At 35.3% G+C, this 16,063-nt stretch carries 17 protein-coding genes; 7 read left to right on the forward strand and 10 right to left on the reverse strand.

The features are described 5' to 3' along the window. Nucleotides 1–46 precede the first annotated feature (46 nt). The 8 genes from A9G28_RS01810 to pepN all read right to left on the reverse strand — a co-directional run bounded on the left by A9G28_RS01810 (nt 47) and on the right by pepN (nt 6,767). Complete coding sequence (locus tag A9G28_RS01810) at nt 47–304, reverse strand: BolA family protein (protein WP_065567659.1); 258 nt, start codon at nt 302–304, stop codon at nt 47–49. Nucleotides 305–396: 92 nt separating this feature from the next. Continuing rightward, entirely contained in the window at nt 397–669 is a 273-nt protein-coding gene (locus tag A9G28_RS01815; protein WP_065579580.1) for an STAS domain-containing protein, read from the reverse strand. 6 nt (nt 670–675) lie between these two features. After that, nucleotides 676–1,317 carry a phospholipid-binding protein MlaC gene (mlaC, locus tag A9G28_RS01820; RefSeq protein WP_065579581.1) on the reverse strand — a complete coding sequence of 214 codons (642 nt, stop codon included), beginning with the start codon at nt 1,315–1,317 and terminating at the stop codon, nt 676–678. 9 nt (nt 1,318–1,326) lie between these two features. After that, nucleotides 1,327–1,917, reverse strand: a complete 591-nt coding sequence (mlaD, locus tag A9G28_RS01825) for an outer membrane lipid asymmetry maintenance protein MlaD (protein ID WP_065579582.1) — start codon at nt 1,915–1,917, stop codon at nt 1,327–1,329. 11 nt (nt 1,918–1,928) lie between these two features. Continuing rightward, nucleotides 1,929–2,708 (reverse strand): lipid asymmetry maintenance ABC transporter permease subunit MlaE, encoded by a 780-nt coding sequence (mlaE, locus tag A9G28_RS01830; protein WP_141673638.1) that lies wholly within the window; start codon nt 2,706–2,708, stop codon nt 1,929–1,931. Further along, nucleotides 2,708–3,523: a phospholipid ABC transporter ATP-binding protein MlaF gene (gene mlaF / locus A9G28_RS01835; RefSeq protein ID WP_218057063.1), complete on the reverse strand. Its 816-nt coding sequence runs from the start codon at nt 3,521–3,523 to the stop codon at nt 2,708–2,710. Before mlaF ends, mlaE begins: the two co-directional genes overlap by 1 nt. A gap of 155 nt (nt 3,524–3,678) precedes the next feature. Then, nucleotides 3,679–4,008, reverse strand: a complete 330-nt coding sequence (locus tag A9G28_RS01840; protein ID WP_065567664.1) for a rhodanese-like domain-containing protein — start codon at nt 4,006–4,008, stop codon at nt 3,679–3,681. Between the two features lie 125 nt (nt 4,009–4,133). Continuing rightward, complete coding sequence (gene pepN / locus A9G28_RS01845) at nt 4,134–6,767, reverse strand: aminopeptidase N (protein ID WP_065579583.1); 2,634 nt, start codon at nt 6,765–6,767, stop codon at nt 4,134–4,136. Nucleotides 6,768–6,924: 157 nt separating this feature from the next. On the opposite strand from pepN, the gene pncB reads away from it, so the two are divergent. The 5 genes from pncB to A9G28_RS01870 all read left to right on the forward strand — a co-directional run bounded on the left by pncB (nt 6,925) and on the right by A9G28_RS01870 (nt 13,173). Further along, nucleotides 6,925–8,118: a nicotinate phosphoribosyltransferase gene (gene pncB / locus A9G28_RS01850; protein ID WP_065579584.1), complete on the forward strand. Its 1,194-nt coding sequence runs from the start codon at nt 6,925–6,927 to the stop codon at nt 8,116–8,118. 167 nt (nt 8,119–8,285) lie between these two features. After that, nucleotides 8,286–9,689 (forward strand): asparagine--tRNA ligase, encoded by a 1,404-nt coding sequence (gene asnS, locus A9G28_RS01855; RefSeq protein WP_065579585.1) that lies wholly within the window; start codon nt 8,286–8,288, stop codon nt 9,687–9,689. 284 nt (nt 9,690–9,973) lie between these two features. Then, nucleotides 9,974–11,140: a porin gene (locus A9G28_RS01860; protein WP_065579586.1), complete on the forward strand. Its 1,167-nt coding sequence runs from the start codon at nt 9,974–9,976 to the stop codon at nt 11,138–11,140. 295 nt (nt 11,141–11,435) lie between these two features. After that, nucleotides 11,436–12,581: a porin gene (locus A9G28_RS01865; protein ID WP_065579587.1), complete on the forward strand. Its 1,146-nt coding sequence runs from the start codon at nt 11,436–11,438 to the stop codon at nt 12,579–12,581. 133 nt (nt 12,582–12,714) lie between these two features. Further along, nucleotides 12,715–13,173, forward strand: coding sequence for a methylglyoxal synthase (locus A9G28_RS01870; protein ID WP_065579588.1), 459 nt, complete (start codon nt 12,715–12,717; stop codon nt 13,171–13,173). Nucleotides 13,174–13,377: 204 nt separating this feature from the next. Here the strand turns inward: A9G28_RS01870 and A9G28_RS01875 are convergent, their stop codons facing one another. Both A9G28_RS01875 and lpcA read right to left on the reverse strand, forming a co-directional pair. After that, a complete protein-coding gene (locus tag A9G28_RS01875) occupies nt 13,378–14,157 on the reverse strand; it encodes a class II glutamine amidotransferase (protein ID WP_065567671.1) in 780 nt (259 codons plus the stop codon). A gap of 1 nt (nt 14,158) precedes the next feature. Continuing rightward, a complete protein-coding gene (gene lpcA, locus A9G28_RS01880; protein WP_065567672.1) occupies nt 14,159–14,737 on the reverse strand; it encodes a D-sedoheptulose 7-phosphate isomerase in 579 nt (192 codons plus the stop codon). A 410-nt stretch (nt 14,738–15,147) separates the two neighbouring features. On the opposite strand from lpcA, the gene ribH reads away from it, so the two are divergent. Next, nucleotides 15,148–15,618: a 6,7-dimethyl-8-ribityllumazine synthase gene (gene ribH / locus A9G28_RS01885; protein ID WP_065579589.1), complete on the forward strand. Its 471-nt coding sequence runs from the start codon at nt 15,148–15,150 to the stop codon at nt 15,616–15,618. Nucleotides 15,619–15,622: 4 nt separating this feature from the next. Further along, entirely contained in the window at nt 15,623–16,042 is a 420-nt protein-coding gene (gene nusB / locus A9G28_RS01890) for a transcription antitermination factor NusB (protein ID WP_065567674.1), read from the forward strand. Nucleotides 16,043–16,063: the final 21 nt, after the last annotated feature.

Raw genomic sequence — 16,063 nt, forward strand, 5'->3', positions numbered from 1 at the left:
GATGGCAAAGGTGAATAATTCAAGAGAATTTCATGCAAGGGAATACTTATAATCCCATAAGCTTACGTTCACGTTGCCACTCAGTGGGAGTATAGGTTTTTATAGAAAGTGCATGAATGCGGTTATCATTAATAAATTCTGCCAAAGGGGCATAAATAGCTTGTTGTTTTTTTACTCGATTTAAATCAGCAAATAATTCACCTACTGCAATAACTTGAAAATGACTACCATCATCGGTCAGCACATGTACATCATCAAGCTCAAGTGAACTTTTTAATTTATCTATAATTTCTTGTTTATCCATTCTTCATTCTCATCACTAATATAAATTATCGGGATTATTTTTTGTCAAAAAACTTTCAGGTGATTAGGCGTTCTGTATAAAAAGCTAATGTGCTAGCTGTTAATTACCTGTTGTAGATCATACAGCGTCAATAATGTTTGTAACTGAGGATTAATGCCTTTAAGCCCTACGTTATATTTATTGCAAAAATAAACTAAAGTCGCGAGTCCTGAAGAATCAACACGAGTAAGTTGCCCTACATCAATGTGTTTTACACCATTTAATATGGTATTTTGTGTAGACCACAGATCGTTTAATGAGTGAACATCTAGCTCACCAAATAAACACAATACATCTTGTTGTTTTTCTGTTGTGATTCGCGACATTTTAAACTAGCCTTTTGGTTTCGTATTTGGATCAATCTTGCGATTTGAAAGCTCGGTTAATTGTTTCGTCAATGCATCAATACCACCTTGACGTAAAATTGATGACCATTCATTTTGTTTAGTGCTGATCATGCTTACACCTTCGGCAACTAAATCATAGGCTTTCCATTCGCCAGTTACAGTGTTTTTACGCCATTGAAAATCAATGCGTAAAGGTTGACCTTGGTTTGGTTGGATTAAGAGTACACGAATAGAAATAAGATTTTTCCCCGTTAAATCTTTTGCTGCCTCAACTTGATATTGTTGACCATTATACATTGAAAGCGCTTGTGCAAAAGTTTGTACTAAATAGTTTTCAAAAGCATCAAAATAGGCTGTTCGCTGCGCTTCGCTTGCACTTTTGTAGTAGTTCCCTAAAATTAACGCACCAGCGTATTTTACTTGTACATAAGGTAATAAATCTTGTCTAACAATGTCTTTAAGTTTGTTTGGATTTGATTTAATCACCGATGATTGCGACTGCATTGTGGTAAAAATTTTATCGGCGGCTACTTGCATCTCTTTATAGGGATCATTTTCCGCGAATGTATTAGCACTAAACAATAAAGCTAATGCTAAAAAAAGGGTTGTTTTAAATTTGTTTAACATGTTAACTCCTTAGTTTTCATTTATATCTTGTTTTTTATCTTTATCATCTTTGTCTTTATCTGATGAACCACCTATGCTGTAAAGAAATTTACCAATAAGATCTTCTAAAACAATTGCAGGCGTTGTGTTGTGCACAACAAAACCTTCAACTAAGTATGGTGGAGTTTTATTTTTTTCTGCCTTAGCCAAAATATCTGGATCAACGTCTAGTGAGTCAATACTTAATTCCGTTTCTCTATCAACACCTATATTGATATCAATATACTGTTCGCCGAGTATTCCAGATGTCTTAATGGCAAGAGAACTTGAACTTGGAATTTTGTTATACTGAGTATCTATATCCATAGCTACATACGGCTTGTACTCATCGTTATTTGGCGAACTTAACGAAATATCACTAACTCGCCCAATCACTACACCACCGATCTTGATAGGCGATCGAACTTTTAACCCACCGATGTTATCAAATACAGCATAAACCCGAAAGGAATTATGGCTAGCAAATGATGTTGGATCAGCGACTCTAAAGCATAAAAATAGCACTGAACAAATGACCAGCACCATGAATAATCCTACTGTAATTTCAATTTTACGACTCATGTTTAATGACCTCAATGACTAAACATTAATGCGGTTAAAATAAAATCTAACCCCAAAATAACTAATGATGAATAAACAACAGTATTCGTTGTTGCTCGACTAATGCCTTCTGATGTTGGTACACAATCATAACCATTAAAAAGTGCAATCCAAGTGCTAGCGATAGCAAATACAAAGCTTTTTACAAAACAATTGCCCAAATCATGCCACCAATTAACACTACTTTGAATGGATGACCAAAAAAAGCCTGAATCAATCCCTTTCCAATCAACACCAACAAGTGCACCACCTAAAATGCCGACTGTGACAAAAATTGCTGTTAAAAACGGCATACTAAAAAAACCAGCCCAAAAACGTGGAGCAATAATACGTCGTAATGGATCAATCGCCATCATTTCCATGCTTGATAACTGTTCAGTTGCTTTCATTAAACCTATTTCAGCCGTTAATGCTGAACCCGCACGGCCTGCAAACAGCAAGCCTGCAACAACAGGGCCGAGTTCACGAAGTAAGGCAAGTGCGACCATCATTCCAAGGCTTGCTTCGGCACCAAACGTAGTTAATATAAAGTAGCCTTGTAAGGCAAGTACCATGCCAATAAAAAGGCCAGAAACCATAATAATCGTTAGTGATTGAACGCCAACAAAGTAAAATTGTTTGACTAATAATGGAAATTGTTTATTAAATTGTGGTTTACCAATTAATGCACCAAAAAGCATAACGCCAGAACGGCCAATCATCGAAATAATATTGATAAAACATTGCCCTAATTTTGCTAATAAATTCAACATTATTTTATACCTCTGCTTAGGTCTAATTTATAATCATCAGCAGGATAATGAAAAGGCACAGGACCATCTGCCAATCCATCAAGGAATTGTTTAACTCGTAAATCGTCATTATCACGTAATTGTTGTGATGTGCCACCGGCAATAATATGTTGTTCAGCAACAATATAAGCGTAATCAGCAATACTGAGCACTTCGTTTACATCGTGGCTAACAACAATGCAGGTTAATCCTAATGATTGGTTAATTTCAGCGATAAGTTTAACTATAACTCCCATTGATATAGGATCTTGTCCAGCAAAAGGTTCATCAAACATAATTAAATCAGGATCAAGTGCAATAGCACGCGCCAAAGCCGCACGCCTTGCCATTCCTCCAGATAATTCCGATGGCATCATATGCGCAGCACCACGCAATCCAACAGCTTGTAGCTTCATTAAAACTAAATTATGCAACACAGGCTCAGGTAAGTTAAGGTGTTCACGTAACGGATAAGCCACATTATCAAATACAGATAAATCAGTAAATAATGCACCTGATTGAAATAACATACTCATACGTTTGCGGACTTCATAAAGTCTAGATCGAGACATGCAAGGGATGTCTTCACCATCAAATAAAATTTGTCCTGACTGAGGTTTTAATTGCCCCCCAATAAGCCGTAGTAGTGTGGTTTTGCCAATTCCTGAAGGTCCCATGATTGCCGTCACTTTACCTTTAGGGACATTCAAACTCATATTTTTATAAATAGGTCGCGTTCCACGATAAAAAGACATGTCATGAATTTCGACCAGATTTTTCGGTAATTCGCTCGCCACAGTGACTTCCTAGACTACTAAATTAGTATAATTTCGCTTATTTTACTTGATATTTGTGAATAAAGAAATCTATTAAACGCATAATCAAATAGTTATTAGAATTATGCATCAATAATAAACGATAACTAAATCAAGCTCGTTTGATAACGGGGGCTTTAATATCTTGGCATTTGTTTATCAATCATTACAGCCCAAGCATCAATCCCACCTGCAAGGTTATATAGCCTGTTAGGATCGAAGCCATTTTCTACTAAAAAATGGGCAACAGCTAAACTACGCCTGCCGTGATGGCAATAAATTACAATATCAATTTCATCTGGAATTTTATCTAGATATAATGGGATAGTATTCATTGGGATATGAATTGCGTTGTGAATACCGCAAATAGCCACTTCATTGGCTTCACGCACATCAAGCAAAAATAGTTTATCTTGCTGGTTTAATTTGTTTATAAGCTCAATTGGCGTGATTTCTTGTATAGTCATTATTTAAAACTCATTAAAATAGTTGTAAAAAAGTTTCAGGAAACTATGCATTTTAGTATAACAATTTGATTTAGCATTAGCTTTATATCATCCTGAAACACTGTAACAGGATGATATTTTGCAACTTATTCCTCTAAAGCTTTGCTAATTTTTTCATATAGATCTTTAGATAAATTTTCAATTTTAAGCAATGTTTCAAGCGCTTTTCGCATTTGTAGTTGGCGTTTTTCGTCATAACGTTTAAATCGAATAAGGGGATCGATTAATCGCGCCGATACTTGTGGATTTTTCTGATTTAATTCAGTGAGTATTTCAACTAGAAATTGATAACCACTACCATCTTGCGCATGAAATGCGACAGGATTGTTATTGACAAAGGCACCAATTAATGCACGAATTCGGTTTGGATTACTCAGTGAAAATGAGCGGTGGGTAAGCAACTTTTTCACTGTAACAAGGACGTTTTTGTCTGGGCTTGTTGCGTTTAACGCTAACCACTTATCCATAACTAGTCCATCTTGGTGCCATTTGTTATCAAAGTCAGCTAATAATTCAATTCGACAATTAAGTTCCGCTTTTACCGCCACATTTAAGGCTGCTAAACAATCAGTCATATTATTTGCTTGATGATATTGCTGACTAACTAGTGTATTAGCGCGCGAATTATCATCCGCATAGGCTAATAAAGTTAAACAACAGTTTTTAAGTGACCGTTTAGCAATATCGTTATGTTCGATCTGATATTGTGGGGTTTTATTGTTGTTATAGATTGCACCTAATTCATCGTTAAGCTCATTAGCAAAACGTGTTAATAAAAAGTGGCGAACTTGGTAAATAGCAATAGGATCAACCACAGTAAATAAATTCGCCAACTCGTTTTCAGATGGTAAGGTTAATATTAAGGCAATAAGGAAAGGATCGGTATTTTCTGATAATAATACAGATCTAAAGGCATCTAATACAGTATCAGGTAGGGTTAACTTTTGATTTTCCTGATAATTTTTTACATTTAAACGAACATATTTTGCTAATAGCATTTGAGCAGCATCATAACGGCTAAAGGCATTAGTCGCATGTTGCATTAGGAATATAAGATCATTATCTTGATAATCATAAGCTAACTTAACAGGTGCTGAAAAATCACGTAATAATGAAATAATTGGTTTTTCAGCCACATTATCAAAAATAAATTGTTGTTTGCTCTGCGTTAAATTTAAAATGTGGTGAATAGGTTTGCCTTGGTATTGTAATGCAATTATATCACCATTATGCCGATATAACTCGATATTAAGTGGAATATGCAGTGCTTGTTTTTGTGCCTGATCTTGAGTTGCAGGTGTACATTGTTCTACTGTCAGGGAATATTGTTGTTTTGTTTCATCATAATTATCGGTGACGGTTAGCTCTGGTGTACCAGATTGACTGTACCATAATTTAAACTGGGTTAAATCAATACCCGAGGCATCTTGCATGGCAGCCACAAAATCATCACAAGTTGCTGCACAACCATCATGGCGTTTAAAATAGAGTTTCATTCCCGCTTGGAATTTGTCCTCCCCTAGTAAGGTGTGCATCATACGGATAACTTCAGCCCCTTTTTCATATACAGTTACCGTATAAAAGTTATTCATTTCAATAACTTGATCTGGGCGAATCGGATGAGACATTGGGCTGGCATCTTCAGCAAATTGCACGGTACGTAAAAGTTTGACATCTTCAATACGTTTTATTGCACATGACCCCATATCAGCGCTAAATTCCTGATCCCGAAAGACGGTTAATCCTTCTTTTAAGCTGAGTTGGAACCAATCACGACAAGTAACTCGATTGCCTGTCCAATTGTGAAAATACTCATGACCAATCACACCTTCAATGCCTAGGTAGTCATCATCTGTTGCCGTTTGAGGTTTGGCAAGCACATATTTTGAGTTAAAGATATTTAAACCTTTGTTTTCCATTGCTCCCATATTGAAAAAATCAACAGCAACAATCATAAAAATATCTAGATCATATTCAAGCCCAAAACGCGTTTCGTCCCAACGCATGGCATTTTTTAAGCTTGTCATCGCCCAGTGCGAACGATCTAAGTTACCTTTATCAACATAAATTTCTAAATCCACTTTCCGTTTTGATTGTGTGATAAATTGGTCTTTTAAAATATCAAAATCACCAGCAACGAGCGCAAATAAGTAGGCAGGTTTAGGAAAAGGATCTTGCCACTGAACCCAATGGCGCCCATCGGCAAGTTCGCCTTGTGCAATACGGTTACCGTTAGAAAGTAGGAAAGGGTAGCATTGTTTATTCGCTGTAATACGCGTTGAAAAACGTGCAAGCACATCAGGCCGGTCAAGATAATAGGTTATATGGCGAAATCCTTCCGCTTCGCATTGGGTACAAAGCGCATCGCCTGATACATATAAACCTTCCAGTGCAGTATTATCAATTGGTTTGATTTCATTAACAATAGTTAAAGTAAATTCTGTAGGAACATTTTGAATAACTAATCCTGTTTTAGTGAGTTGATAATCATGCCATGGTTGCTCATTAATATTCACCGATATCAACTTAAGATCTTCACCGTCTAAAATTAAATCATTCGCTTGATTATTTTTTTGAAGCACACGGCTACGAGCGGTTACTGTTGTTATTTCTGGTGCTAAATCAAAATCAAGATCAATATCGGTAATGGTAAAATCGGGCACTTTATAATCAAGCCGATTTTTGGCAATAGGTTGCAATTCAGGTGTTTTTGTATTCATGTTATGATGACCTTTTGGTTTGTACTCAAATTATATGCTGTGCTAATTAGCATTATAGCGGATTAAAAACAATCTTATTACATAATTAATCTATATCTTCATTATTATTCTGCTATAATCTTAAGAATTTTCTTTAAAGTAATAGCAGTCAATTTACATGTTACCAGCGATAATTACATCAATACTAGATACTGATGCTTATAAGTTGCATATGCAACAAGCTGTCTTTCATCACTACCCAAATGCAACAGTTGTTGCCGAGTTTCGCTGCCGTAGCGATGATTTATTAGGACAATATGTTAATGAGATAAAGAATCAAGTCAAATTGATGGAATCATTATCACTAAATGATAACGAGTTTGATTATTTATCTCGCATTTCGTTTTTTAAATCGGACTACTTAAATTGGTTAAAAAACTGGCGTTTTAACAGTGAATTACTAACAATTAAAAATGACAATGGGTTGCTGGTTATTCGAATCGAAGGTAAATGGTTAGATGTTATTTTATGGGAAGTGCCATTACTTGCGATCATTAGTGAAATAGTTCACAAAGATCGCTCGCCCAATATTGGTGTTCCTGAAGCCTTAGTAAGGCTAAAAGATAAATTGGCGTTGTTTGATAAAAAAACAGCTAATATAGATATGTCAGGCTTTAACTTAATGGATTTTGGCACACGTAGGCGTTATTCGTTTGCAGTGCAAGAGGCGGTTGTTAGTTATTTAAAAAATAATTTTAATAATTTTCATAGCACTAGCAATTATTTACTTGCTTATCGTTTAGGGCTTACTCCTGTTGGAACGCAAGCACACGAGTGGTTTCAAGCTCATCAGCGCCTAAGCTCAAATCTGGAAGATTGCCAAAAAAATGCACTGCAAGTTTGGCTAGACGAGTATACCAAGGATTTAGGTGTTGCTTTAACTGATTGTATTACTATGGATGCGTTTTTACAGGACTTCGATTCCCATTTTGCCTCTTGTTATCAAGGATTACGGCATGACTCAGGTGATCCAATAAAATGGGGTGAAAAAGCGATTGCGCATTACCAACAATTAGGCATTGATCCTAAAACAAAATTGCTAGTATTTTCAGACAGCTTAAATTTTGATAAAGCGATTAGCATTTATCAACACTTTAATCATCGTGTAAAATTATCTTTTGGTATAGGTGGTTTTTTAGCTTGCGATATTCCATCGCCAGATTTTAATACTAAAGCTTTGAATATTGTAATTAAATTGACAGAATGTAATAATCAGTCAGTCGCTAAATTATCCGATAGCCCTGGAAAGACTATCTCTCAAGATTTAGCTTTCGTTAATGAATTAAAACGGACGTTCAGTGTTAAGTATTAATCAATAATCTCACTTAACATAAAAATAAACAACTAGAAATAATTTATAAAAGCACGTCCTAACAAAAACTTTTGATATTTTGTGTGTAGTAAGTGGCATTAAAAAGGCTGGAAATGCCAGTATTAGTTTAGATATAACATTAAATAATGTAGAGATGGAAAATTAAAATGAATTCAGTTTCACCTATTGTTGATGTGTTACAAGGCAGAATTGCTGTTGGTAGCACTATTTCTGTTCAAGGCTGGGTAAGAACTCGGCGTGATTCTAAAGCCGGTATTTCATTTTTAGCTGTTTATGATGGTTCTTGCTTTGATCCTATTCAAGCTGTTATTGAAAATAATTTACCTAATTATGAGCAAGATATCTTACGCTTAACTGCCGGATGTTCAGTTAAGGTGACAGGTAAAGTCGTGGAATCACCAGGTCAAGGTCAAAAATATGAATTACAAGCCATACAAGTTGAAGTTTACGGCTTTGTTGATGATCCTGAAACTTACCCAATGGCAGCTAAACGTCATTCAATTGAGTATCTTCGTGAAGTCGCACACTTACGAGCAAGAACGAATATTGTTGGTGCGATAACACGTGTACGCCATACACTTGCACAAGCAATTCATCAATTTTTTGATGAGCGTGGCTTTTATTGGTTATCAACCCCAATTATTACCGCATCGGATACTGAAGGGGCTGGAGAAATGTTCCGAGTTTCAACACTCGATATGTTAAATCTGCCTAAATCAGATAATGGTAACATTGATTTTGATAAAGACTTTTTTGGCAAAGAAGCTTTTTTAACCGTTTCTGGACAGTTAAATGCTGAAACTTATGCTTGTGCGCTTTCTAAAGTTTACACATTTGGTCCAACATTTCGGGCTGAAAACTCAAACACAACTCGTCATTTAGCGGAGTTTTGGATGATGGAACCTGAAGTGGCATTCGCCGATCTAAATGACAATGCTAAGCTTGCCGAAGACATGCTGAAATATGTGTTTAAATCAGTATTAGAAAAACGTGCTGACGACATGCAATTTTTCGCGCAGCACGTAGATAAAGAAGCAATAACACGCCTTGAAAACTTTATCAACGCTGATTTTGCCCAAGTTGACTATACTGATGCTATAACCATTTTACAAAATTGTGATGCTAAGTTTGAAAATCCAGTTAGTTGGGGCATCGACTTAGCCTCAGAACATGAGCGTTATTTAGCCGAACAGCATTTTAAAGCACCAGTAGTTGTAAAAAACTATCCGAAAGATATTAAAGCATTCTATATGCGTATGAACGATGACGGTAAAACCGTTGCGGCCATGGATGTATTAGCGCCTGGTATTGGTGAAATTATCGGAGGTTCTCAGCGTGAAGAACGTTTAGATATGTTAGATAAGCGCATGGAAGAATTGGGACTTAAGAAAGAAGATTATTGGTGGTATCGTGATTTGCGTCGTTATGGTACCGTACCACATTCTGGTTTTGGACTTGGTTTTGAACGATTAATTGCTTATGTAACAGGTGTGCAAAATGTGCGTGATGTGATCCCGTTCCCAAGAACACCACGTAATGCAAATTTTTAAATTAATTGAGTTATAACCAATTTAGTGGAACTATAAGCCAACAAATTTCAGTCTCAAATTGTTTAAAAAACAATCAAGCAGACTAAGTTTTGCGCTTAGACATCGCCTTTTATGAAAAGTTCGCTTGATTTTAAAAAAAATTTATACATAATTTACACTACTGTAAAAAGTAAATAAAAATAATAGATAAAAATATTATTTTTTGGATGAATAATTATTTGTACAAAATTGACACTAAACTTATGGACGGTGTCTTTTTAAGAAAATAACCATGAGGGTAAAAAATGAAACGTAATCTATTAGCAATCGCTATTCCTGCGCTTTTAGTAGCAGCTAGCGCAAATGCATCTATTGAAGTATGGAACAAAGATGGTAATAAAGTTGACTTTTATGGTCGAGTAAAAGCAGCTAACAATATTACTGATCGTGCTCAAGTTGGCGAAGGTGATGATACTTCAGCTCGTTTAGGCATGTCAGGTCAAACTCAAATCACTGATAGCATAACTGGCTACGGTCGTTGGGAATATGAAGCTAAAGCTGGTAAAAATTCTGATAACGAAGTACGTTATGCATTCGCTGGTTTAAACTTTGGTGATGCAGGTTCATTTGACTACGGTCGTAACGATGGTGTATTAAAAGCAATCACAGCTTACACTGACGTATTACCACAATTTGGTGGTGATGCAGCAAACAACGATTGGCATGTACTTTCAGCGCGTACTAAAGCTGTTGCAACTTACCGTAACAATAACTTATTTGGTTTCACTGATGATATCAGCTTTGCATTACAATATGCTGATAACGGAGATAACTCAAATACTAGCTCAATAGTTGGTAAACAAGATTCTATCAGAGGTGAATCTCGTGAAGCTTATGGTGCAAATATTCAATGGAATATTTTTGACTCAGGTTTAACTGTTGGTGCGGGTTATGCTCAAACTTCAAACAGTGATAATCGTCAAAGCACTTGGGCTGGCGGTCTTAAATACGATAATTATAATCTATATTTAGCTGCTAACTATTTCCAATCTAAATTTAAAGACGTAGTGGTGTATGGACCGACGCATAGAGGTAATTATAAAACTGCTGATGGCAAAGTTAGAGGTTTTGAATTAGTAGCTCAATATGGTATTGATTTAGAAGTGGGTCGTATCACTCCATCTTTAGCTTATGTTGAACATAAAATGAAGGCTGATTCAACGCATATGGTCGAAGATAATATTCGTTACCATGGTCATGGGTTCACTTCACCTGTAGCTAAATATGTATCTCTAGGTGCAACTTACGATCTAAACAAAAACTTCAGTGCAATTGTTGAATATAAATTCAATTTATTAGATCGCAAAGATGTTGGTGCTGCGTTGAATACTGAAAATGATGAACGTTATAAAAAATCAACTAAACCAGGTACTAAAGACGTGTTAGGTGTTGGTTTAATTTACCAATTCTAATTGCTTCTTGATATCTATAAAAAGGCACTTATTGTGCCTTTTTTTTCGCCTTATAAATACCATTCTAGCTAAAAAAACATTTTATGTTTAAAAAAAATAATAACAAACATTAAAATATTCGAAAATTCGCAGAATTAATCTAACTTCCAGTGTTAAATAGGTAATAAAATCTGTTCTATTACAAGAAAATCGATATCACAATAATAATATAATTGCTAATTATTAGCAGTTATTTGTTAAACCAAAGCAAAGTAATTTGCATCTTTAATAATATAAAATACCTAAGAGGGTAAAAATGAAACGTAATCTATTGGCAATCGCTATTCCTGCGCTCTTAATTGCAGGCACAGCTAACGCTTCTATTGAAGTATGGAATAAAGACAGCAATAAAGTTGACTTTTATGGTCGAGTTTATGCTTTAAACTATATTACTGATCGTAATAACCAAACGGGTGAAGGTGACAAAACCACAGCACGTTTAGGTATGTCTGGTCAAACTCAAGTGACTGACAGTGTAACAGGATATGGTCGTTGGGAATATGAAGCTAAAACTGGTGAAAATGCCGATAACGAAACTCGCTATGCTTTTGCTGGTTTAAACTTTGGTGATTTTGGGTCATTCGATTACGGTCGTAATGATGGTGTGCTAAAAACATTAACGTCATATACTGATGTTTTACCGGAATTTGGTGGTGATGCTTCGGATAATGATCTTTATGCACTAACAGCACGAACCAAAGCTGTTGCAACTTATCGTAACTCAGACTTTTTTGGCTTAGTAAACGGTCTGAATTTTGCTGTTCAATATGCGGATAATGGTGATAATAGCTCTACTCGCCATTTCATCAAACATGATCGTAATGGTGAAAAACGCGATAGCGCTGAAGCTTGGGGTTCAGTAGTTGATTGGAATGTGCTTGATACAGGTTTATCTGTTGGAGCAGGTTATGCTCAAACTGGTGGACATAAGGATGCTAAAGCATGGTCAGCAGGTGTTAAATATGATAATAACAACCTTTATTTAGCCGCATTATATATTCAAGGTAAACAAAAATATGGTTGGGATAATGCATTAACGACACATAGTGCGAATGACTTAAAAACCAAAGGTTATGAATTTGTTGCGCAATATGGTATTGACTTTGAAGTGGGTCGTTTAACGCCATCTGTTGCATATATTCAACATAAAGTTAAAGGTGCATCTAGTTATTCAAGTGATGCAGGACTTAAAGGTAATGATTTAGCGAAGTATGTTGATGTTGGGTTAACTTATGACTTTAACAAAAACTTACAAGCTATTATCGATTATAAGATCAATTTATTAGATAAAGATGATATTGGCGCTCGTCGTGCTTTATATGAAGATGGCGCATTTACTAAATCGCAAATCAAAGGTACAACTAAAGACACCGTAGCTCTTGGTTTAATTTACCAATTCTAATTGATTGTCTCTTAGTATAAAAAAGGCACTTTGGTGCCTTTTTTATTATTTTTTATCGATTAAATATCTGTTGCACTTTAATTAAGACTCTGTTAAAAACAAACAAAGATAATAATAAATTAGGATATTAATGATGCTAAATACCACGCGCAAATTGCTAACTAAAAAAAACATTGCTTTAGTTGCCCACGATCATTTGAAAGAGTCTTTATTAGCTTGGTGCAAAAAAAATCGTGAAGAGCTTTCTCATCATAATTTATGTGGAACAGGTACGACAGGCACATTAATCAAGAAAGAAACAGGATTAAATATTACGCCAATGCTTAGCGGACCAATGGGGGGCGATCAGCAAATTGGGGCGTTAATTGCAGAAGGTAAAATCGATATTCTCATATTCTTTTGGGATCCACTTAATGCTGTACCGCATGATCCCGATGTTAAAGCGCTTTTACGTTTATCAACAGTTTGGAATATTCCGGTTGCTACAAATCAAGCTACCGCTAACGCATTAATACAATCGCCAATATTTACACAAGAAGTGGATATTGAAATTCCTGATTACCAAAGTTATTTGAAAGAACGAGTAAGGTAGATGCTAATTTCTTCTGTAAAGTTTTAGCATAGCTTGTGGTGCAATTGCTAAATATTTTGACGCAAAAACAATAATAATAACTAGTATACTTTTACGATCTGATGGCATAGCTATTTCAAATCGACTTACCATAACCCCCTTTGGATTGCCTTAACGCTAGTAGATTTTTTGACGTCAGGATAATTATAAAAATGCCCCCCGTGATTAAGATAAGAAAGATTGGCTGATTTTTCCATTTCTAAATAAAATAGCTTCATTAACATCTAATTTAGCCCAGACTTCGTTTGAAGTTAAAGGCATTGTTGAAATAATAGTTACTACATCATTAGATGTGGTATGTTTTTGAAAGTCAATTTCAACATCTTCATCAATTAATTTTGCTTTACCAAATGGCGCTTTACGGGTTATCCAATGTAAATTAGTTGCACAATAAGCAAATACATATTGCCCATCAGAAAGCAACATATTAAATATACCAAGTTGACTTAACTGATTGGCACATTGTTTAATATATTTAAACAGTTCAAGATCATCGGTCGGTTGTTGCGAATATTTTTGGTGTAATTGATTTATTAAGTAGCAAAAAGCATATTCACTATCAGTTTCGCCGACAGGTTGAAATAGTCCTGTATCTAAATTTTGGTAATCAGTTAATTGCCCATTATGGGCAAAAGTCCAGTTCTTACCCCAAAGCTCACGAGTAAACGGATGGGTATTTTCCAGTGCGACACCACCGCGATTAGCTTGTCGAATATGGGCAATCACGGCTTTAGATTTAATGGGATATTCTTTTACCATTTTAGCAATAGGTGAATAGCTACAAGGCTCAGGATCTTTAAATGTTCGGCAACCTTTTCCTTCATAAAAGGTAATCCCCCAACCATCTTTGTGAGGACCTGTGTCCCCACCTCGTTTAATTAGGCTACTAAAACTAAAACAAATATCGGTTGGCACATTAGCGCTCATACCCAATAATTCACACATATTATTTTGACATTTCCTTTTCAATAAGAAGAATAAGAATATGAATTACTTTAATGTGGATTTCTTGTACACGATCGGCATAGCCAAAATGCGGAACACGAATATCAACATCGGCAAGCCCATTCATCTTCCCACCATCTTTACCGGTTAATGTAATGATTTTCATCCCTTTTTGTTTTGCTGCCTCAATGGCTTTAAGCACATTGGTTGAGTTCCCAGAGGTTGAAATACCTAAAAGTACATCACCTTTTTGACCTACACCTTCAATATAACGTGAAAAAATAAAATCAAACCCAAAATCATTACCCACACAGGAAATGTGACTTACATCAGATATAGCAATTGCAGGGTAAGCAGGGCGATTATCGCGAAAGCGGCCTGTTAACTCTTCAGCAAAATGCATCGCATCACAATGAGAACCGCCATTACCACATGATAAAACTTTACCGCCTTGTTTAAAGGAATCGGCAATTAAGATAGCCGCTTTTTGAATCTGCTCAAGATTTTTATCATCGGAAACGAAACTAGTTAAGACCTCAATGGCTTGGTTTAACTCATTACGAATATTGTCAATGTACACTAATACTTCCCCATCATTAAATAAATTTATTGTACTATTGTAATTTTTTCAAAATAGCTTGCAAGCGATAAAAATAAAATTACTTTTCTTGGCAAAAACTTTCAGGTAGATATATACATTAAGTACATATGTTTAAATATAAATGTTAAAGCCCAAATAAGTTAAAATAATGACTAACAGTTAAAGAGTGAAATAACAACAAAATTTAGATTAATTTTAAAATTAATAAATAATACATTTACAATAGCTAAATTTTTTCATTTATTTTAAATAATATCTTGGATAAAACTCAGTCGTAACGCTATTTGCCAATAGGATAAGTCTTTAATTCGTGATACAATTTAACAATTATTTTTTCGCTTAAGAAAAGAGTGAAAAGGCATTTAAAATAGAATCAATAAGGAATGAATATGCAAACAATTGAAGGTAAAGTTGCTGCACCAAAAGCTAAGGTTGCAATTGTAGTAGCACGATTTAATCATTTTATTAATGATAGCCTTGTCAATGGTGCAATTGATGCGTTAACACGCATTGGACAAGTTGATGATAAAAATATTACTGTTATTTGGGTTCCAGGTGCTTATGAAATTCCACTGGCTACTAAAGTTGCTGCACAGTCAAAGAAATATGATGCAATTGTAGCGCTAGGTACGGTTATTCGTGGCAGTACGGCACATTTTGATTTTGTTGCTGGTGAATCAAGTTCAGGATTATTAAGTGCAAGTTTAGATAACACTATTCCAGTTGGATTCGGTATTTTAACTACCGAAAGTATAGAACAAGCTATTGAACGTGCAGGCACAAAAGCTGGCAACAAAGGTGCTGAAGCGGCATTAACTGCACTGGAAATGCTAAATATTATTAAAGCAATTAAGGAGTAATTTAGTGGCATTAGTTAATCCTCGTCGTCGAGCAAGAGAATGCGCAGTACAAGCCATTTACTCTTGGCAAGTTTCTAGAAACGATCTTGCTGATGTTGAGACAAGTTTTATTGCAGAACAAGATATGAAAGGCGTTGATGCTAAGTATTTTCGTGAGCTATTAAATGGTGTAGCCAAAAATACCAGCGAATTAGATGACAAAATGACGCCTTATCTCACTGAACGTTCGATTAATGAGTTAGGCCAAGTTGAATTAGCCATACTTAGAATCGCACTGTATGAATTAATAAAACGTCAAGATGTACCTTATAAAGTTGTGATTAATGAAGCTATCGATTTAACTAAAACATTTGGTGCTGCAGATAGCCATAAATTTGTTAATGGTGTATTAGATAAAATAGCACCAACCATTCGTACTCGATAACCAATTAATTATGAGATTGAT

It is taken from the genome of Gilliamella sp. Fer1-1 (genome assembly GCF_001690825.1).
GTDB lineage: Bacteria > Pseudomonadota > Gammaproteobacteria > Enterobacterales > Orbaceae > Gilliamella > Gilliamella apicola_C.